This is a genomic window from Lysinibacillus sp. NPDC093210, assembly GCF_044753985.1.
In the GTDB taxonomy this organism is placed as follows: Bacteria; Bacillota; Bacilli; order Bacillales_A; family Planococcaceae; genus Lysinibacillus.
On the sequence record NZ_JBIVOE010000006.1, the window covers coordinates 88,034 to 107,246 of the forward strand.

Sequence of the window (19,213 nt, forward strand, 5' to 3'; positions counted from 1 at the left end):
TTTTTATTTTATTAAACGAACTGAAAATTCGCAATATAATAAGCGATTTTTTATGTAAGGTTATTAGTCAGTTAATATGAAATTATATAAAGAAAGGAATGGAATATGGTTTACCAAAAGATTTCCGTGTGCCGTGTGAGCATCCTGAATTCAATTACTTAAAAGTGGTTTTTATTCAAAAGCGAAGCTAACAAGAGTGTCTCTTCACTACTAATTCATAAATAAAATAGAAATCAACATATCTATATTTATCTCTTAACAATTGTTCCTGTTAACTAGATCATCTAAAGAATAAAAACCAACTTGATCTCGTTTACTCATATTTTGTTTTTCAACATCTAGATCAGCTTCATTTCTCCGTTTTACCAAGAAAAAAACAAAGTATCAAATAATCAGATACTTTGTCTACAGACTGAGGTTGAGAAATTATTTTCTCAACCTTTTTATTCGTTATTTTTTTCACTCAATTTTTTATACATTTAAACACTTAGTTTCACAATAATAGCCTTTGCCGCCAACATAAACTTTTTCTATTTCATTCTTGCTATTGGTTGCTAATTTAACTAATATTTCGGAAGGCGAGTGTAAAGAATAACCTTGTTCAAATACATAGACTTCTTTTTGCAAGTAATGATGTTCATAAAGGTAGCAAGCTAATGCACCGTTGGAAGTTCCAGTCGCTGCTTCTTCATTGATGTCGTATAGTGGAGCAAAATTTCTGCATATAATTCGATTGTCTTTAAAAGTATATAGATGCATCCCTACAACATTATAATACTTGCTGATTTCTTTAATTTTTTCAAAATTAGGTTGCAGTGCATGTAATTGTGTTTCGCTTTTTATAGGCATTAAAATATCTTTTAAGCCCGTAGAGACAATTTGAATTGGGTATTTATTGTCTATAGCTTGAATGTCAAAACAGTCGACGAACTCGTTTGGAGATAGTACATCGTAGAATATCGGTTTGTTTTGTTCCATAAATATGATGTCATCTTTTATAGTAATAGTAAGAACACCGCTGTTCGTTTCAATCGTATAGCGATTCCTGAAAAGTTTATTTAAATGCATCAGTATCGCGAATGAGCCAATTGTGGCATGGCCACATAAATCAACTTCTTCTTTTGGTGTAAAATACTCAAATTTATAATCAGCAATTTCAGATTCTGATATAAATGCGGTTTCCGCATAGCCCAGTTGTTTGGCTATGGCCATTTTTTGAGTAGTGGTCAATGTATTCTCCATAAATACTACTCCTGCTTTATTTCCGCCTTTTTGATCCTTGCTAAATGCACTTGCAACATAAACGGATATTTTCATAAGACACCTTCCTCCCTCACTTCAAGGAAATTGTAGCATAGAAAGCACTACGTATAAATGTCGCTAGATAAATTTTCTATAAAGCAAGAGACAAACTAGTTTTAGCATCTGAACTCACCAAAAATAGTTTGTCTACTGTTTGTTAGGGACTCTACATAAGTCACGCTTTCTTTAATTAACTTTTAATGTTCCTTTACCGTTTTGCAGTTCACGGTCTCGTGGTCTTGCTGCCTTATACCATTGCAAGCAAAGTGTAAAAATTATCATGGCATCAATTACATCTCCACCATAGTACATAACCATACTTCCGATTTCTGCTTGTTCTATTGGAACACCTATAGGAGGATGAGCATAAATATACTTTGATAATATTCCATGTCCTGCTAATGCGATAATTAAAACTATTGCTCTGTAAATAAAGGATTTTCTATGATATACAGGATCAAAATAAATGATAGAAACGGTAAATAAATATCCTGCAATGAATACATGTAAATGGACAATTACATGTATTAGACTATTGTCGTGCATTAATGAATATAGGTTCGTAGTGTACAATAACCAAAGTCCACCTATATTTAGAAAGCTAGTAACTAGTGGATGAATAAGTATACGCGCTAGCCAACTTCTTAGAATTTTTGAAAGCCCCCGAGCTAATGGGGTGCTTAAAGTTCTAAGTATTAAGGTCATCGGAGCTGCAAGTACAATTAATAACGGTGCTAGCATACCTAAAAGTAAATGGCTAAACATGTGTGCTGTAAAATCTATAGAAGCACGATTTGCTAAGGGACCAACAACTGCAATAATCGCCAACAAAATGCCAACAACAAAACTCACTGTACGATAAAATGGCCATGTTTTATAATTACGATTCGTAATTACAGTAGCACTACTATACAAAATTAATATAGTAATAAACAAACATAAAAAAAATAGTTGAGGATGAATGATCCCAAAAACTTCATGACTAGGTCCACCCTCTACTATTTGGTGATGGTTAGCGTTCATTCGTGGTAGCCTCTGCTTTAAGATTTTTATTGCTAGTGCGAACGGCTAGATAAAGTCCTATTATGAGGATAATTGCAGCAAGTACATTCCAAATTACATCGTATACGATTACATTTTCTACATACCTAATCTGGTGTATTCGCATTAGCTTATGTTGAATGATGCCATCATATAATTGGAAACCGCCTGCACCTAGTAACATGCCACCAACCCATCGCTTCAACCAAAACCCACTTTTACGACGAATATCTGCAAGTAAAAATAATCCTGCAATTGTAGCAAACCAACTAATCGCATGGAATATACCATCAGAAATTAAGCCAATATCCGTTGTAGACTTATCATAAAAATGATGCCAGCGAAATAGTTGATGAAAAATAGTCTCATCTATAAAAGCAACTAGTCCTATCCCAAATAGAAACCCTGACAATAAATTACGGCTTACATAAACTTGTGTATTGTTATGATTGTTTATGATGGTCATTCCATCCCCCCTACATTTAGATTTTCGTCCTTATCATTCCCTAATTTTTAATATTTTAACCCAACTTTCCCTAGCGTATCAGGCTAAAACTTCTCCTTTAAAAGACATTATTTTTAACATCTATACCCCTACCTAGTCATCTATTGTTTCCATTAAAAAAGAGCTAGCTCTTTGCTTTCATTCAGTTGTTTAAAAGGACATCGACTCCAAAGAGGGAACGCTTAGAAACTCCCCCTTCCTACCAGAAATCAAAGGAGAATCACTCTTTCTTTAATGCTTGCCAATATTCAGCGCTATGCGTTCTTCGATAAAATTTATGGAAAGGTTCATTTGGACGAGCTTGTTTCTGATAAAGACTAATTATTTGTTGTAGAAAGCCCTCTATTTTTTGTACTGAAACCCTTTTAGCAAATAGTGTTCCCGCCTTTGCATTGGCACCCATCGGCACGGCGCCTAAGTAAACATCAAAGCTATCCTTTTGATAGACAAGCCCAATATCATCATATACAGCATTATAGCATGCCGATGCACAGCCATTAATATTTAAGCGTAGTCTAGAAGGCACCGTTTCTTCCTGTAATGCTTCGTAGAGTTGTTCTGTTATTTCGGCAGCCTCCATTTTATCCCCATCACAAAAATCACATGCTTTTATCGCTACGATAGGACCTTGCTTCGCAATATACAAGCCTTCTTCTTGAAGCTCTCTTATAATTTCATTTACTTTTATAGTTGGGACTGACAAAAGAATACTATAGGAAGCCGAGTATTTAATTGCGCCACTTTCGCCTACAACCTCAGCAATTTTTTGAAACTGAGCTGGTGTATAATGCTTATTGATAATACCTGGACTTACTGCAAGGCGTGTAAAATGCCCATTTGTATTTAGTTTTTCAAATGTTCGATCTGGTGTATTTGAACGAAAGGCATTCATTGTTTGTTCTCCTTATAAAAAAGAGCTAGCAAGTAGCTAACTCTTTCGATGTTATTTAAAAGTTTTCAGGATAAAATCCCTTTGCTAAAATTTCAATAGCCTCTGCAGCTCGAACCCCTTCTGAAGCTGCTGAAAGCGGTAAAATGACAAAGCGTTCATTTTTCACAGCATCTGTTTCTTTTAGTGCTGGATCACTTTTTAGGAATTTAATTTTGTCTTCTGCAGTTTGGGAACCATAATCAATTACGACAATGACTTCAGGGTTGCGTTCAACTGTTTCTTCTTTTGATACCGTTGTCCAGCCCGACTCAACATCACCAAAAATGTTTTTACCGCCAGCAACTGTGACAAGTTCATCCATAAAGTTTTGTGCCGCTGTAAAGACTTCCTTATCCCCACTATCGTAAACTAGAACACGTAATTCTTTTTCACCTTGTGGCAACTTTGCGCGAACAGCATCAACATCCTTTGTCATCTGTTTAATTAATGCCTCTCCACGGTCTTCAACGCGAAAGATTTTTGCAATATTACGGATATCGGTAAATATATCCTCTAACGTTGGTTTTGTAATACTTGAAGAAGTATGTAAATATGTGTGAATACCAAGTGCTTCTAACTCTTCTGGTGTACCAACACCCTTTTCGCTAAAACCACTTTTCCACCCAGCGTATAAAAAATCCGCTTCACTATCAATTACTTGTTCTTTTGTCGGGTACTGCTCAGCTATCACTGGTACTTTATCGTAAGCTGCTTGTAAAGGTTCATAAATTTTATCATCTAAATAGGCAGTACCAACCATTGAATCTTCTAAACCTAATGCTAGCATTATTTCTGTGACGTGCTGATTTAAGCTAATCGCCTTTTTAGGAGCTTCTTTATAAACTTGTGTCGTATCGTTATTATCAATTGTTACTTCTTTTGCCTCTGCTTGTGCTGGTTCAATGTTTTCACTTTGTGCAGCTGATTTTGAATCATCCTTTGCACTACAAGCGCCTAAAATGCTCAATAGTGCAATTGCAAAAACTAGCCACATGCCTTTCCATTTGTTCATGTTTGTTTCTCCTTTAGTTTGTAATTTTTCATCTTTATAGTAAGAAATCAATGACTTCATTGCTACTGATCACGAGCACTTCTTGACGCTTCATTTCCTGGTAAAAGCATGAATTGCTGTTTAATGCTATGGTTCCTGCTTAATCTACTGCACATCAAAATGGACACAAAAAACCCTCTTGTTTCCAAGAGGGTGACATAGTGAAAAAACAATGGTTATTCAACCAATCACTATTCCCATCCTCGTGGTGTTAAGTAAAATAATATATATTGGCAGGTATCCTGGCTTAGGTTCAACGTTTATACGTCTTCCCATAGTTAAACTACAGTGACTGTGTTGTATAAACTCCCCATTTACAGTTGCGGGACAGCATCGGATTTACACCGATTTCCCTTTTAAGCAAATGATAGAAACCATTTGCACCAATATATAGAAGTATTAAGTTATAAAAATAGCCTAGCAGAAGTAATTTTTGTTTTCAATCACACAAAAAAATCCATAACTAATAATTACGAATAATTGACCACTATTCAAACATAAACGAGAACTATTCTACCCGAAATGTTTTTTAGGACTATCTGTTACAATAAGAATATAGGAAAAATAGAAATGAGGATTTTTTATGTATAAAACGATTGGTGTGCTCGCACATGTCGATGCAGGAAAGACAACCTTTTGTGAACAACTACTATTCCATACGAACAGTATTCAAACGCGTGGAAGAGTCGATCACCAAGATACTTTTTTAGATAATCATACTATCGAACAAGCTCGTGGTATTACCATTTTTGCCGAACAAGGACGGATGCAAATTGGGGATGATACATACACACTAATTGATACACCTGGGCATGTCGACTTTTCGCCAGAGATGGAACGCGCAATTCGTGTAATGGATTACGCCATTATTATCGTAAGCGCTGTAGAAGGTGTACAAGGACATACTGAAACCGTGTGGCAATTGCTACGTCAATACAACGTACCAACCTTCTTCTTTATTAATAAGATAGATCGTGAAGGCGCTGATGTAGATGCTGTTATGAAGCAGCTTCGAAAGGAATGTTCTCTCGACGTACTTTTAATAGACGACCCATTGCGTACAGATTATGTCCAGAGCCACATTGCTGAATGGCTAGCTGAACGTGATGAACAACTACTCGATGCCTATTTGACAGAAACTCTTGATGCACAAACATGCCTATTACAGTTGCAAAAGTTGATTAAACAAGAGCAAGCATTTCCTTGCTTTACTGGTGCGGCATTAAAGGATATTGGAATAAAAGAATTTTTATCACAGCTTCCTCTACTTACGGAAACTCGATTCGACCATCAAGCACCATTTCAAGGTGAGGTATTTAAAATTCGTCATGATGGAACTCAACGGTTAACGTTTATCAAAGCATTGCAAGGAACTTTACATACACGCCAAGACTTTACATTTGGTGATGTGACTGAAAAAATAACTGAAATTCGATTATATAATGGAAGCCGTTTTGACACAGCACAAGAAGTGCAAGCAGGAGAAATTTTCGCGGTTAAGGGGCTTAGTCTAGCAAAAATCGGTGATATTTTAGGTAGTACAATACCTCCTCAGCCATATGAGCTTGTGCCTACGTTACAAGCTAAAGTACAGTATGATGGACAACAGCATCTAAAGGAAGTTTTACAAGTATTCCGTTTACTAGAAGCCGAGGAACCATCGCTGCGAGTCGTTTGGCATGAGAAGTTCCAAGAAATCCATGTACATATTATGGGTGTTATTCAACTTGAAGTACTTGCTGAAGTGTTAAAAAATCGCTTTTCACTTTCTGTTACTTTTGGTGAGCCAAAAATTTTATATATGGAATCAATCGTCACGACTGTAACAGGATACGGTCATTTCGAGCCTTTAAAACATTATGCTGAAGTACACCTGTTAATGGAGCCTAATATTCGAGGAACTGGTAACACTTTTGTTAACGCTTGTCATGCTGATGATTTATCAGTTGGAAACCAACGACTAATTGAAAAACATCTATTTGAACGAGAGCATCACGGTGTTTTAACAGGCTCCCCAGTGACAGATGTATGCTTCACCCTTTTGACAGGACGTGCTCATATCAAGCATACAGAGGGTGGCGATTTTCGCGAAGCAACTTTCCGTGCACTTCGACAAGGGCTGGAGCAAGCCGAAAATATATTGCTTGAACCATATTATCGCTTTAAATTGAAAGCATCGAATGATTTTATTGGTCGTATGATGAACGATATCCAGCAAGCAGATGGTACTTTTGATGACCCTCTATTAACAGAGGAACAAGTAACATTAACAGGACGTGTCCCTGTTGCAACATTTATGCATTATAGTACTACTTTCGCTGCTTATACAAACGGCAAAGGGTCAATATCGTTACAATTTGATGGCTATGATAAATGCCATAATAGTGAAGAAATAATTGCGCAAATCAATTACAATAAACAGGCAGATCCCGACTATACATCATCAAGTATTTTTTGTGCGAAAGGAAAGGGCTATTCAGTACCTTGGTATGAGGCAAAAGAAGCCATGCATTGCTTGTAATTATCCAGAAACCGCAATTTCCAATAGCATCACAAAAATTGGGGATGGTTTTATCGGTTAAAAGTTAACGGCAAAATTCATCCATGTTATTTACCATAATTAATGACTGAAGGCATCGAGAATATCTCGATGCCTTTTATATAAATCCTATAAAGCCTTTTTTGCTTTCGCAACAAAAGTATTCGCTGATTCCACAATTACGTAACCATTACTATTTGAAAAATCAACAAGAACTGAACCTGGTTTACTCTTTAAAATTTGTAATTGCTCAATTAATTGGAGCAATAATTGATGACCATTGCCTCTTGGATGCCAATTTAAATGATAATCATTTAATTCTTTAACACTTTGAAGAAATTGAGCGTATTCGGACTCTACATACTTTATTAAATGTACTATTTTATTACTATCTTGATTTGTATGAACTACTAACGACAACTCTTCTAAATAGGTGTGATAGAAACGCATAACCATCGAGCATAGCAAATCATTGACTCTTGCAGCACTTAAGATGGGCTTTGGCTCTAAATCAAGCCTATCTAAATTTGGTTTAGCTCGAATCGAATCAATACGTGTTATTAAATGATACGGCTCACCATTTACCTCATAAACGATTGGATTTGTTGGCATGTACATCATAAAGCTATTCTTTTTTGTTTTCAGCTCATCCGCCACACTTGCTTTAGCAAAAAGGCACCCTTCATATACCTCATTTTGAATCCAAATGATGCCTTTGTTATAGAAAATTTGATTAAATAAACGTTCGTTCCGAATAAGTCCTGTTGCTAAAAACTGATCAACAAGTGCTTCAATGACCATTCTAGTTTTTGGCTGCTTGGCAACTTCAATGCGCGGCAGTTTACAAATCTTCATATCTCCATATTGCTTTTCCTGTGTTGTACAAATATGAATCTTCGTCATACGTGCACCTCTTTTCGTACATATTTTCAAAACAAATGTTTAGATCACACATAAAAATACGGATTTCCTGCTTTGAGAGGAAATCCGTCATTCGGCTAATCATTATCATTCATCCAGCAACATCAAACATCGCACCAATGGGAGAGAATTGGCTCGATGCCGTATCCCTTTATATCCTTTGGTTTTTATCGTTTGACGTACTGTGACGAACAGAACATTCTGTTTTGTCAACATGCCACCTCCTATTCCTCGTAGGTTATTGGTGTGTACTTGTAACAGGCAGGTCTCCTGACTTATGGTCATCGCTTCTTTTCACCTTCCCATCATTTGACAGTGGTATTTGAAAAGACGCTCACATTTACAGTTGCGGGACAGTGTCGGACTTGCACCGACTTCCCTTTTCAGTAAATTGCACGCAATTTACACCTATTACTACACGCTATTCAGTTGTAATGAAATGAATAGTATCACTAGTATACTATTAAATCATATTGTAAAGTACTGGAATTTCAATGTCAATGAACAGTATAAGGTATCTATCAAGACTTACGGGTTAATATAGTGTTGATAACGTACGTAAAAAAGATACTTTTCCCGCCAAATCAAAGCAAATCTTTTTTAAATATCATTCACTTTCCATCGCTTGAAATAGCTTTTGTGCATAACTATCGGTGAAATTAAATCCACCTTGTTCCTTGTATTGTTCATCGACAATTTCGCCAGCTTTCATTACATAAATCCGTTCACTTAAATATGAAACTGCTTTTAAATCATGAGAAATAAATAAAATAGCCATGTTTCTTTCTTTATTTAACGTAATTAATAAATCGATAATTTCCCGTTGAATTAGACGATCTAGGCTAGAAACAATTTCATCACATACTATCAATTTCGGTTCAACTAGAATAGAGCGTAATAAATTTACTCTTTGCTTCTCTCCACCACTAAGTTCAGAAGGCAGAGCATGTAATACATCCTTTGATAACTTGACCTTCTCAAGCATCATTTGTAAATAGGTGTCCGTTACGAATTTCTGATGCTGCAGTGGCTCCCTTAATTGTTCCTTTACCGTCCACATAGGGTTTAAAGCATTACTTGCATTTTGGAATATAATTTGGCATTTTTCATAGAAGGACTTTCGATTGTTCTTTGTGATTTGTTGATTTTGAAAATTTACGGTCCCTTTATCAGGTGATTCTAACTGCATAATGACTTTGGCTAAAGTACTTTTACCGCTTCCACTTTCTCCTACAAGTCCGACAATTTCGCCTTCTCCTACAGTAAGGTTTATATTTGCTAAAACTTGCTGTCCTGTTCCATAACTTTTATTTACGTTTTCTACCCGAAGCAACTAAAACGCCTCCTAAAAATGATTTGCGACAAGCCGTTTTGTATACGGATGTTTTGGTTGCTCAAAAATTTCTGTCGCTTGCCCCGTCTCGACAATCTCTCCTTTTTTCATCACAACAATCGTATCCGCTAGTGAAACAGCAACCCCTAAATCATGGGTAATCAATATAATAGTTGTTCCCTGTTGAGCATGAAGATTTTTTAGTAATGTAATAAAGTGTTGTTGATGCAGCATATCTAAGGCAGAAGTTGGTTCATCAGCTATCAAAATGTCTGGCTTATTATACAATGCACAGGCAAGCATACAACGTTGCAGCATTCCCCCTGACAACTCAAATGGATAGCAATCTAATACATCTTCGGTCAAGTTTAATTCCTTTAATATAGCGGTCATTTTAGGAAGAAACATCTCTTTCTCCTCGCCCATTCGTAAGGCAGTAAACATATACAATTGTTGTTTCATTTTTTGGGTAGGAGAAAAGCTATTTGTAGCATCTTGAAAAATGGTGAAAATATGTTTTGTCCGTAAAAGTAACCTATCTCTTTTAGACATCGCCATTATGTTTTTCCCATTAAAGTAAACTGCTCCTGTCGCCTCAGCCTGTGGCGGGAGCAACCCTAAAATAGCTGATACGGTTGTGCTTTTCCCACTCCCACTTTCACCAATAACTGCTGTAATTTGGCCTTTTGGCACTGTTAACGAGATATTGTGGATGAGATTTTTATCGTTCACTCGAACAGTTAAATTGTCGATTTTAAACATGTGATCGTTCTCCTCCTTGTTTGAAAGTGCTCCCGATCGCTTGCACACATAATATCGTTATAAAAATCATCAACCCAGGAAAGAGGCCGATCCACCAAGCGCCAACGAGTAAATCATTTTGCGCTGTATACAGCATCGTTCCCCATGATGGGATGGCTGGCGGCACACCGATACCTAAAAAGCTTAAAGACACTTCGGTAAAAATCGCACCAGCAAAATTAAATATTGTCACGACAACGATGGCTGGCAAACTATTACGTAATAAATGACTAAATAATATTTTCCACAGTGGGGTACGGAACATTTTAGCCATTTGAACAAATTCCATTTCCTTTAAACGAATAAACTCTGAGCGCACGATTCGAGCAGTGACAAACCAGCCTGTGAATCCGATAATCATGGCCATTCGCCAAATACTTCCTTGCATAATTGCTTGCAGAGCAAGCACCATTACCAAGGATGGGATCGTTAAAAAAGCCTCCAAAATGCGCATCATTATTACATCGACGGCACCACCAACAAAACCGCTTATACCACCGTAAATAATGCCTATAATGCTAGCAATTACGACTGACACAATGGCGATGAAAAGTGTAACTTTCCCTCCAATAAGTATTCGTGATAAAACATCTCTGCCTAGCTGATCTGTACCGAGTAAATGTGTAAGATTAGGTGCTTCATAAATCTGATTCATATCCATTGCATTTGGCTCAAAAGGTGCCAACAGTGAGGAGAAAATAGTTGTTCCTAATATTATGCAAAGAAGTGCAAGCCAAAATAGTGGCAACTTCCGTCGTTTTCTCATACTATTTCCCCTCTTCTCAATCTAGGGTTGATGCAAATCATTAAAACGTCGATTACAAATAAGCAAATGACCACCACAACACCAATAATCAGAATGGCTCCCATAAGTACAGGAAAATCCTTTACCATCACTGATTTCACTAGCAGTGATCCTAAACCAGACCAGCCAAAGAGTGTTTCAACTACTATGGAACCACCAAAGAATGAAGGAATCGTCACACCAATATAATTGATATACGGAATAACAGAATTCCGTAGTATGAGGTTTCTTATTTGGCGTTCTGGTACTCCATTTGCACGTGCAACTTGGACATAATAGCTACGATTCTCTGCCTTAACACTGTCCTGTAAAAATCGTGCGAATATGCCCACATGAGAAATTACTAAAACGATTAGAGGGAGTACAATATGGTTTAAACGATCTAGCCAACCTCCATTGCCACGCACATCATTCATACCTGAAGAAGGAAACCAACCAAGCTGTAGGGAAAATATTATAATACAGACAATACCTAGCCAAAATGGAGGAATCGCAGAGCTCGCAATACTAAAGATGGATAATCCTCGATCCAATAAAGAACCTTCTTTCATTCCTGCCCGTAAACCTAGCCAAGTAGAGACAATTGTAACGATGAATAATGTGAGTGCCACCAGCTGTAATGTGTTGGGTAAACGCTCTAATAAAATCGTTATTACTGGTCTACCTTCTTTTGCAGAAATGCCTAAATTCCCTTTTACCGCTTCACTTAGCCAAGTGCCATATTGAAGAAGAACTGGCCTATCTAAACCAAACGCTTTTTCAATTCGTTCTTGCTCAGCTAATGTTAATGTTTGAGCATTACCTCCATAATAAGCCGCCGCCGGATTGCCAGGTGCAGCATGCATAATGAAAAAAGAGAGGAAGCTCACGATAATGAGGACAATTGTCCCCAATATCACTCGCTTCCCGATCCACTTAGCGATCATTCCATTTCCACTCCTCGACATTCCATAAGAAGCCGGCACCGTGATGACCTAAAATACGCTCTTTCACACCACTAATATTTTTATTAATGCCATAAACAGCATCAACATAGGCAAAATAAGCGAACGGTGGATCTTCTGCTAGCTCCTCTTGTAATGCCATATAGACTTCCTTGCGTTTTTCAGGATCGACAGTTGTTCTTCCTTCTTCTAGCAAAGCATCTACTTTCGCATTTGCATAGCTACCATAATTGTAGCCAGCACTTGTTACGCTAGATTCGTCTGAATAGAATAAACTGTACGTATGGTGGTCAGCATCATACGGACTTCCCCAGCCCACCATAAACGCTTGTGATTCTTCAATAACAATATTGCCCCAATCAAGTGCAGCTACTTCTACATCTGCCCCTATTTCTTTATAGCCTTGGGCGACATAATTGGCCATATTGACGCGAACTGTATCGGTAATTGGTGCAGTAATAGTAAAGGCAAGCTTATTACCGTCTTTATAGCGGAATCCATCATCTGCTAATATCCAGCCTGATTTTTCTAATAATTCATTTGCTTTTTCAACATCAAAAGTATAATGTTCAATATTTTCGTTAACATAGGCATGCTTTTGTAGCGGTGAATACGCTTCTGTACCATAACCATGTAAAATACCTTTGACGATGCCAGCTCGATCTGTACCGTAGCTTATCGCTTTTCGAACATTGACATCCTTCCAAAGTGGATACTTCATATTAAATAACACGCCTCGATAATCTGCTGATTCAACTTCATACATTTTTAACTGCTCTACTTTTGAAAGTTCTTCAACCTGATTCGGATCAAGTAAGGCAATATCTACCTCACCGGATTTTAGTTGCAATGCACGAACATTACTATCAGGAATAAATTTAAAAATCACTTTTTCAATGGATGCTTTTGTTCCGAAGAAAGATGGATATGCTTTAAGCGTCAAGCTAGTTCCTTTATTCCATTGCTCCACCATATAAGGTCCAGCACCAATAGGTTCTTGGTTAAACGTAGCCGTTCTCATCTCTTGACCTTCAAAGACATGCTTCGGCAAAATTGGCACTGTTAATTTATCTAACATTGGCGTAAATGGTTCATCCAATTGGATTGTCATCGTTGTGTCATTTACTTTTTGCATCGCTTTAACATGGATAAAATCTGATTTTAAATAAGACCCATTTACATCATCAAGAATACTGTTAATAGTAAACATGACATCATCTACCGTTAACACTTGCCCATCATGAAATGTCACATCATCACGAATCATAATCGTATAAGTTAACAGGTCATCCGATATTTCAACGCTTTTGGCAATATCATATACTGGTACATTATGTTCATCAAAGCGCATAAGGCCTCTAAAAAGTAATGCATCTAAATTCGTTTCCTCTAAAATTGGATTTAACCCTGCAAATTCGGATTCAGATGCATAAATAAGCTCATTTGCTTTTGAAGAGGAAGCAGCGGATGGCTGTTTTTCCTCGCCCTGACTAGACTCATTACTACAGCCAGCAAGACTAAGTATGAATAATAAAATAAATATTGAAAACTTTTTCAATTTTCTATCTCCTTCATCACCACAGAAATTTAAAGTATTGTTGCCACATGTTCAAACATGCGATTGATTTCTTTGTGAAGTGTTCGCTGCTCTTTTGAAAGCCATCTACAATGGATTGCATGATCTGTTAATTTTGTAACACTTGCCTGAATTGAACTCTCCTGTTGAATCATTTCCTGTAATTCTCGTATATTGAGATTCTCAACTTGTGGAGATACAATCCATAACGAACCGATATAATATGCCATCTCTAACAGACCAATCGTAGAAAGGTTCATTTCCTGAGGTTTAAAATGGAATGAATCAAATGCAATTAGCGCTTCCTCAACAAATATTTTGTATTTGGATTGGAAGGATTGATAATCAAAGATTTCTCCTCGCATTTCTCGACCTGGTGCAATAATTTCACCCCATATTAATGTAGCGTTCTCTGCCATGCGAATCGTTGTATTCACCTGAAATTTCGCTCGTTCAAAAGGAATGGTCACCTCAGGTAGCCATTCTAATCTTGCCCCTTCTGCTATTTCCACCGTAGTTTCCTGTGTGCATTGTTCACCATTGTGAGAAGGATAAATTTTTAGAGCGGATTGTTGTTTTAATTTTACTTGACTATCTGGTGCAAGTTTTATAGAGATTTCATTTCGGTCACCCGCTACCATGCCACCAGATGATTCCATTATAAAAACTGTGGCAGTTGGCTTATTGTCAGCATACAATTCTCTGCTTGCCTTCAATGGCGGCTGCTGGTATACATGAACAAGTCGTGTATAGCCCCTTCTTGGCTCAAATGCCATCTCTAATTTGCCATAATGATTCACTTTTCCTTGATTAAGCATTCACGTCAGCTGCTTCGGCGCCTTCAAGTAACATGTGATGCTGAATCCATTCAACAACCTTGTCGACATTTGTTTGAGAACGAACGTCTGCAAAAATATATGGACGTCCCGCACGCATTTTTTTCACATCTTGGTCCATGATCTCTAGGTCTACACCAACATGAGGTGCCAGTGATGTTTTATTGATTAGCAGTAAATCCGAACGTGTTAATGCTGGTCCACCTTTACGAGGTATATCTTGTCCTTCAGCCACATCAATTACGTAAATATAGCCATGAACAAGTTCTGGGCTAAATGTAGCAGATAAATTATCTCCACCACTTTCAATGAAAATAATATCTAAATCTTCAAAGCGTTTATTCAAGTCATCAATTGCAGAAAAGTTCATCGACGCATCTTCACGAATAGCTGTATGCGGGCATCCGCCTGTTTCTACTCCGATAATACGGTCCTCTTCTAGAACACCATTTGTAATTAAATACTGGGCATCCTCTCTTGTATAAATATCATTTGTGATTACTGCAACATTGTATTTTTCATGCATTGCACGTGTTAATTGATCTACTAAAGATGTTTTCCCAGAGCCAACTGGGCCTCCTATACCAATTCGAATTGGAGTCATTTATATCCACTCTCTTTCTATGAAATAAATAATCTTGAAAATAAAAATTCATGTTTCATCGATGCTAGCTCAATACCTAAAGCATTATTAGAGAGGTCATCTATCGTTAAGGTCATGACCTTTTCCGCAGCTTCCTCTATAAAAACAAGAAGTTTATTTAATGCTTGTACACCTGTATTTTGTCCGAATGGCACAGCACGAACAGCATTTTGTACTAATCCGCTAATGGATGCATACATATAAGTCATCACTGCATGATAGACATCTACACCAAGTGCTTCACTATAAATCGCATAAAGAACTGCGTAATGGCCTTGCACTTCTTCTTTGGCTATCTTTTCTTGCCATTGCAATAATAAAGGGCTGTCCAAAAGAGGTGCCACTGTTCGTATAAATTGCTTGCCAACATTGACACTAGCATCTCTTGATTCTTTTGCTAGTTTGATAGCGCCGCAAAGTTCGTCTAACTCTGTGAGGCGAGCACCATCTCTTACTTTTGCTGCATGAAACGCATTCTGAATAATTAAGGCGTCACCATTCACTAAATTATGAAATAAATACGACTTACAATAATCTATTAATTGTTCCTTTGTGCGAATCACATCTTCCTGAATATACGTTTCCATCCCATATGAATGAGTATAAGAGCCTATTGGAAATGCAGAATCATGAATTTGTAATAGTCGCAATAACGAAAAATCAGTGAGCGTGTCCGCGGTATTTGAATGGTTGTTTAAATCGTCGTTCTGTCGTTTCATAGTTCACTCCTATTTCATCTAATAATGGATTAATCGTATGATCAGCTCGTACGATGATTTCATTATGTTCAATTAAGCAAGGTGTATGGCGATTGCCTAATTCAAATGCAGATTTCCCCATCTCATACATATCCTTCGGTGAAATGACGATAACTGGTTCGAGTTTGGTACGAATCGCAATGCGACGGCTATCATCCTCAAATAATAAGTCACCATATTGTAATGGCTCGTCACCTTCTAAACGTAAAGCAATATCCGTGCCTTTATCTGTTTCTGTTCGAAGGATACGTTTGCTTAATTCCTCCCACTCAAGCTCTATCCACTCTGTTGTTTTATGTGAATGTTCTTCTTCATTAGCAATATTGCCGATAATTTTTTCAATTAACATCTATGTTGCACCTCTTCATCGATTTATTTGACTGTTCCTCTGTTCCTGTTACACACTCTCTATTTTTTTCTTAAAATAAGAAATATCGTTGTGCCATTGGCAAAACATCAACTGGTTCACATGTAGCTAATTCACCATCAATTTTCACTTCATATGTTTCCGGATTCACATCAATTTTCGGTGTAGCATTATTAAGCTTCATATCAGCCTTACTAATGTTTCGGCAATTCTTCACTGTCCCTATCATACGTTTTAAACCTAATTTTTCCGGTAATCCTTCCTCTACTGCAATGTTTGGTAAAAATGTCATGCCACAATTTTGAGGGCCTTGTCCATAGAAGCCAAACGTCCGACGTCCTTTCATAGGCTGCGGTGTAGGAATTGACGCATTCGGATCACCTGTAATACCGTAAACTGCAATACCACTTTTTATGACAACTTCTGCTTTGACGCCAAAGAACGCTGGATCCCAAAGTACGATGTCCGCTAGCTTGCCTTCTTCTAATGAGCCTACTTCATGACTAATTCCATGTGCAATCGCTGGGTTAATATTGAGCTTAGCCATATAGCGCTTGACGCGGTAATTATCGTGATCTTTCCCTTCATCCTGCGGTAAAGCACCACGCTGTTTCTTCATTTTGTCTGCCGTTTGGAACGTTCGTATTGTCACTTCACCAACACGACCCATCGCTTGTGAATCGGAAGACATAATACTTAAAATCCCTAAATCTTGCATAATATCTTCTGCAGCAATTGTTTCTGGACGAATACGAGAATCGGCAAACGCCACGTCTTCTGGTACATCATGCTTCAAATGATGACAGACCATTAACATATCTAAATGCTCATCAATCGTATTCGTTGTAAACGGTTTTGTCGGATTGGTAGATGCTGGCAATATATTAGGTAATGATGCCATTACTAATTGGTCTGGCGCATGACCACCACCTGCACCTTCCGTATGGAAAATGTGAATAACACGACCATCAATAGCTTTAATCGTATCTTCTACGAATCCGGCTTCATTTAATGTATCTGAATGTAATGCCACCTGAATATCATATTCATCAGCAACTGTTAAACTTTGATCAAGTGCTGCGGGTGTTGCACCCCAGTCCTCATGTATTTTCATACCAATCGCCCCAGCACGAACTTGCTCAATAATTGGCTCCGGATCAGATGCACTACCTTTGCCAAGTAATCCAACGTTTATCGGAAAACCTTCTACAGCTTGTAGCATGCGATGAAGATGCCATTCACCAGCAGTTAAGCTTGTCGCCTTAGAACCAGCAGCGGGACCTGTACCTCCACCAATAAAAGTTGTTGTCCCTGCTAATAACGCTGTTTCTACTTGATCTGGACTAATGAAATGAATATGCGTGTCGATAGCGCCAGCCGTTGCGATAAGACCTTCACCCGCATAAACCTCTGTACCAACGCCAATAATCATATCCTGATCGACGCCGTCCATACTGTTCGGATTGCCTGCTTTGCCAATGCCAATAATTCGCCCATCTTTTATTCCAATATCAGCTTTCACAATCCCAGTATAATCAATGATAATGACGTTCGTTATTACTGTGTCAAGCACTCCTTCATTTCGCGTATTCTTTCCGTTTTGTCCCATTGAGACACGCAGTGATTTACCACCACCAAATACGCCTTCATCCCCGTACGTTGTATAGTCCTTCTCGATTTCAATCCATAAATCTGTATCGGCCAGCCGAACCTTATCTCCTACTGTTGGACCAAACATTTTCGCGTAAGCTTCATGCGTTACCTTCATTTTTCTTCCGCTCCTTTAAAGCCACCTTCAATTGCCTTATCTAATATTTCATCCTTATGATGAGTAGAGCCTTCCGTTAGCATGTTCAATCCAAAAACATGCTGTTTGCCTCCAAACTCAACAAGCTCCACTTCTTTTTCTTCGCCAGGTTCAAATCGAACTGCTGTACCTGATGGAATATGAAGATGCATTCCAATCGCATCTTCTCGGTTAAACTCTAGAAATCTATTGACTTCAATAAAATGAAAATGGGAGCCTACTTGTATCGGACGGTCTCCCGTATTCGACACAAGTACTTTTTTTGTTGCTCTTCCTACATTTATTTCGATAACATCATCTTTTGGTCTGATTTCTCCAGGAATCATTATCAATTCCTCCTTTACTGAATTGGACGGTGTACAGTAACAAGCTTTGTTCCGTCTGGGAATGTACACTCTACTTGCACATCGGAAATCATGTCACCCACACCTTCCATAACGTCTTCTGCAGTTAGAACATGTTTCGCTTCACTCATTAATTGTGCAACTGTTTTTCCATCTCTAGCGCCTTCCATAATAAAACTACTAATGAGCGCTACAGCCTCTGGATAATTCAGTTTTAATCCACGCGCTTTTCTTTTCAGCGCAAGTTCTCCTGCCACATGGAGGAGTAGTTTTTCTTGTTCTACTTGTGATAGCTTCAATCCAATCTCTCTCTTTCCAAAATTCAGAATTATCTTTCTATAATGATTCTCGATATAATTCAGTCTTTCAATTTCTTACAATTTAGTTTTTTGTTTTTTCATATAAGTTATGATTTCGCTGGGATTTGCGAAGGTTATAGAAATGACTTGTTGACCCGGCGAGAGCGGGTTGCAATAGTTGAAGTGTGTTAAGAAGAGGTAACAGTTAGTCCATTATAAGAAACTATATTAAAAAATTCAACATTTTTATTTGTCTGTGAACTTACAAGTTTTCTGAATAAAAAGTAAAAAAAAGAGACTATTTCACAAAAATAAATTACTTTTGCAAAATAGCCTGCTATATTCGAACATAGAAACGTTAAAAAAGGTATATTAGTAAACTTATTTTTTTATTTTAAAGAAGCATTTAT

The 19,213-nt window shown here is 37.6% G+C and carries 19 protein-coding genes and 2 riboswitches; of the genes, 1 reads left to right on the top strand and 18 read right to left on the bottom strand.

Going from position 1 to position 19,213, the window contains the following annotated elements:
• Positions 1–471: 471 nt before the first annotated feature.
• The 5 genes from ACIP9C_RS15010 to ACIP9C_RS15030 all read right to left on the bottom strand — a co-directional run bounded on the left by ACIP9C_RS15010 (position 472) and on the right by ACIP9C_RS15030 (position 4,791).
• Positions 472–1,317 carry a PhzF family phenazine biosynthesis protein gene (locus ACIP9C_RS15010; protein WP_401011882.1) on the bottom strand — a complete coding sequence of 282 codons (846 nt, stop codon included), beginning with the start codon at positions 1,315–1,317 and terminating at the stop codon, positions 472–474.
• Positions 1,318–1,488: 171 nt separating this feature from the next.
• Complete coding sequence (locus ACIP9C_RS15015) at positions 1,489–2,325, bottom strand: cytochrome c oxidase assembly protein (protein WP_401011884.1); 837 nt, start codon at positions 2,323–2,325, stop codon at positions 1,489–1,491.
• A complete protein-coding gene (locus ACIP9C_RS15020) occupies positions 2,315–2,809 on the bottom strand; it encodes a DUF2243 domain-containing protein (protein ID WP_401011886.1) in 495 nt (164 codons plus the stop codon). The genes ACIP9C_RS15015 and ACIP9C_RS15020 overlap by 11 nt, the downstream gene beginning before the upstream one ends.
• A 259-nt stretch (positions 2,810–3,068) precedes the next feature.
• Positions 3,069–3,740, bottom strand: coding sequence for a precorrin-3B methylase (locus tag ACIP9C_RS15025; protein ID WP_401011888.1), 672 nt, complete (start codon positions 3,738–3,740; stop codon positions 3,069–3,071).
• Between the two features lie 55 nt (positions 3,741–3,795).
• Positions 3,796–4,791, bottom strand: coding sequence for an ABC transporter substrate-binding protein (locus ACIP9C_RS15030; protein WP_401011890.1), 996 nt, complete (start codon positions 4,789–4,791; stop codon positions 3,796–3,798).
• A 254-nt stretch (positions 4,792–5,045) separates the two neighbouring features.
• Positions 5,046–5,233: riboswitch (cobalamin riboswitch) on the bottom strand.
• Between the two features lie 180 nt (positions 5,234–5,413).
• Here ACIP9C_RS15030 and ACIP9C_RS15035 point away from each other — a divergent pair.
• Positions 5,414–7,351, top strand: a complete 1,938-nt coding sequence (locus ACIP9C_RS15035) for a GTP-binding protein (RefSeq protein ID WP_401011892.1) — start codon at positions 5,414–5,416, stop codon at positions 7,349–7,351.
• A 147-nt stretch (positions 7,352–7,498) separates the two neighbouring features.
• On the opposite strand, the gene ACIP9C_RS15040 is transcribed toward ACIP9C_RS15035, so the two are convergent.
• From ACIP9C_RS15040 to ureA, 13 genes are all read right to left on the bottom strand, one after another.
• Positions 7,499–8,272, bottom strand: coding sequence for a hypothetical protein (locus ACIP9C_RS15040; protein ID WP_401011893.1), 774 nt, complete (start codon positions 8,270–8,272; stop codon positions 7,499–7,501).
• Between the two features lie 261 nt (positions 8,273–8,533).
• A riboswitch (cobalamin riboswitch) is annotated at positions 8,534–8,717 on the bottom strand.
• 180 nt (positions 8,718–8,897) lie between these two features.
• The gene (locus ACIP9C_RS15045) at positions 8,898–9,623 is read right to left on the bottom strand and encodes an ABC transporter ATP-binding protein (RefSeq protein ID WP_401011895.1); all 726 of its coding nucleotides are present in this window, start codon (positions 9,621–9,623) and stop codon (positions 8,898–8,900) included.
• A 12-nt stretch (positions 9,624–9,635) separates the two neighbouring features.
• The gene (locus ACIP9C_RS15050) at positions 9,636–10,385 is read right to left on the bottom strand and encodes an ATP-binding cassette domain-containing protein (RefSeq protein ID WP_401011897.1); all 750 of its coding nucleotides are present in this window, start codon (positions 10,383–10,385) and stop codon (positions 9,636–9,638) included.
• Positions 10,378–11,190 (bottom strand): ABC transporter permease, encoded by an 813-nt coding sequence (locus tag ACIP9C_RS15055; protein WP_401011899.1) that lies wholly within the window; start codon positions 11,188–11,190, stop codon positions 10,378–10,380. The genes ACIP9C_RS15050 and ACIP9C_RS15055 overlap by 8 nt, the downstream gene beginning before the upstream one ends.
• A complete protein-coding gene (locus ACIP9C_RS15060; protein WP_401011901.1) occupies positions 11,187–12,155 on the bottom strand; it encodes an ABC transporter permease in 969 nt (322 codons plus the stop codon). Before ACIP9C_RS15060 ends, ACIP9C_RS15055 begins: the two co-directional genes overlap by 4 nt.
• Positions 12,145–13,731, bottom strand: a complete 1,587-nt coding sequence (locus tag ACIP9C_RS15065) for an ABC transporter substrate-binding protein (protein ID WP_401011902.1) — start codon at positions 13,729–13,731, stop codon at positions 12,145–12,147. The genes ACIP9C_RS15060 and ACIP9C_RS15065 overlap by 11 nt, the downstream gene beginning before the upstream one ends.
• A 29-nt stretch (positions 13,732–13,760) precedes the next feature.
• A complete protein-coding gene (locus ACIP9C_RS15070) occupies positions 13,761–14,567 on the bottom strand; it encodes an urease accessory protein UreD (protein ID WP_401011904.1) in 807 nt (268 codons plus the stop codon).
• Complete coding sequence (ureG, locus tag ACIP9C_RS15075; protein WP_401011906.1) at positions 14,560–15,189, bottom strand: urease accessory protein UreG; 630 nt, start codon at positions 15,187–15,189, stop codon at positions 14,560–14,562. Before ureG ends, ACIP9C_RS15070 begins: the two co-directional genes overlap by 8 nt.
• Before the next feature lie 17 nt (positions 15,190–15,206).
• Positions 15,207–15,947, bottom strand: coding sequence for an urease accessory protein UreF (locus ACIP9C_RS15080; RefSeq protein WP_401011908.1), 741 nt, complete (start codon positions 15,945–15,947; stop codon positions 15,207–15,209).
• On the bottom strand, positions 15,889–16,335 hold the full coding sequence (locus ACIP9C_RS15085; RefSeq protein ID WP_340824375.1) for an urease accessory protein UreE: 447 nt from the start codon (positions 16,333–16,335) through the stop codon (positions 15,889–15,891). The genes ACIP9C_RS15080 and ACIP9C_RS15085 overlap by 59 nt, the downstream gene beginning before the upstream one ends.
• 70 nt (positions 16,336–16,405) lie before the next feature.
• On the bottom strand, positions 16,406–18,121 hold the full coding sequence (gene ureC / locus ACIP9C_RS15090) for an urease subunit alpha (RefSeq protein WP_401011910.1): 1,716 nt from the start codon (positions 18,119–18,121) through the stop codon (positions 16,406–16,408).
• A complete protein-coding gene (locus tag ACIP9C_RS15095) occupies positions 18,118–18,486 on the bottom strand; it encodes an urease subunit beta (RefSeq protein ID WP_401011912.1) in 369 nt (122 codons plus the stop codon). Before ACIP9C_RS15095 ends, ureC begins: the two co-directional genes overlap by 4 nt.
• A gap of 14 nt (positions 18,487–18,500) precedes the next feature.
• Positions 18,501–18,803: an urease subunit gamma gene (ureA, locus tag ACIP9C_RS15100; RefSeq protein ID WP_340824373.1), complete on the bottom strand. Its 303-nt coding sequence runs from the start codon at positions 18,801–18,803 to the stop codon at positions 18,501–18,503.
• Between the last annotated feature and the right edge of the window lie 410 nt (positions 18,804–19,213).

Bases quoted from the DNA above. Each gene is read 5' to 3' on its own strand.
- ACIP9C_RS15010 (WP_401011882.1), bottom strand. From the start codon at position 1,317: ATGAAAATATCCGTTTATGTTGCAAGTGCATTTAGCAAGGATCAAAAA.
- ACIP9C_RS15015 (WP_401011884.1), bottom strand. From the start codon at position 2,325: ATGAACGCTAACCATCACCAAATAGTAGAGGGTGGACCTAGTCATGAA.
- ACIP9C_RS15020 (WP_401011886.1), bottom strand. From the start codon at position 2,809: ATGACCATCATAAACAATCATAACAATACACAAGTTTATGTAAGCCGT.
- ACIP9C_RS15025 (WP_401011888.1), bottom strand. From the start codon at position 3,740: ATGAATGCCTTTCGTTCAAATACACCAGATCGAACATTTGAAAAACTA.
- ACIP9C_RS15030 (WP_401011890.1), bottom strand. From the start codon at position 4,791: ATGAACAAATGGAAAGGCATGTGGCTAGTTTTTGCAATTGCACTATTG.
- ACIP9C_RS15035 (WP_401011892.1), top strand. From the start codon at position 5,414: ATGTATAAAACGATTGGTGTGCTCGCACATGTCGATGCAGGAAAGACA.
- ACIP9C_RS15040 (WP_401011893.1), bottom strand. From the start codon at position 8,272: ATGACGAAGATTCATATTTGTACAACACAGGAAAAGCAATATGGAGAT.
- ACIP9C_RS15050 (WP_401011897.1), bottom strand. From the start codon at position 10,385: ATGTTTAAAATCGACAATTTAACTGTTCGAGTGAACGATAAAAATCTC.
- ACIP9C_RS15055 (WP_401011899.1), bottom strand. From the start codon at position 11,190: ATGAGAAAACGACGGAAGTTGCCACTATTTTGGCTTGCACTTCTTTGC.
- ACIP9C_RS15060 (WP_401011901.1), bottom strand. From the start codon at position 12,155: ATGATCGCTAAGTGGATCGGGAAGCGAGTGATATTGGGGACAATTGTC.
- ACIP9C_RS15070 (WP_401011904.1), bottom strand. From the start codon at position 14,567: ATGCTTAATCAAGGAAAAGTGAATCATTATGGCAAATTAGAGATGGCA.
- ureG (WP_401011906.1), bottom strand. From the start codon at position 15,189: ATGACTCCAATTCGAATTGGTATAGGAGGCCCAGTTGGCTCTGGGAAA.
- ACIP9C_RS15080 (WP_401011908.1), bottom strand. From the start codon at position 15,947: ATGAAACGACAGAACGACGATTTAAACAACCATTCAAATACCGCGGAC.
- ACIP9C_RS15085 (WP_340824375.1), bottom strand. From the start codon at position 16,335: ATGTTAATTGAAAAAATTATCGGCAATATTGCTAATGAAGAAGAACAT.
- ureC (WP_401011910.1), bottom strand. From the start codon at position 18,121: ATGAAGGTAACGCATGAAGCTTACGCGAAAATGTTTGGTCCAACAGTA.
- ACIP9C_RS15095 (WP_401011912.1), bottom strand. From the start codon at position 18,486: ATGATTCCTGGAGAAATCAGACCAAAAGATGATGTTATCGAAATAAAT.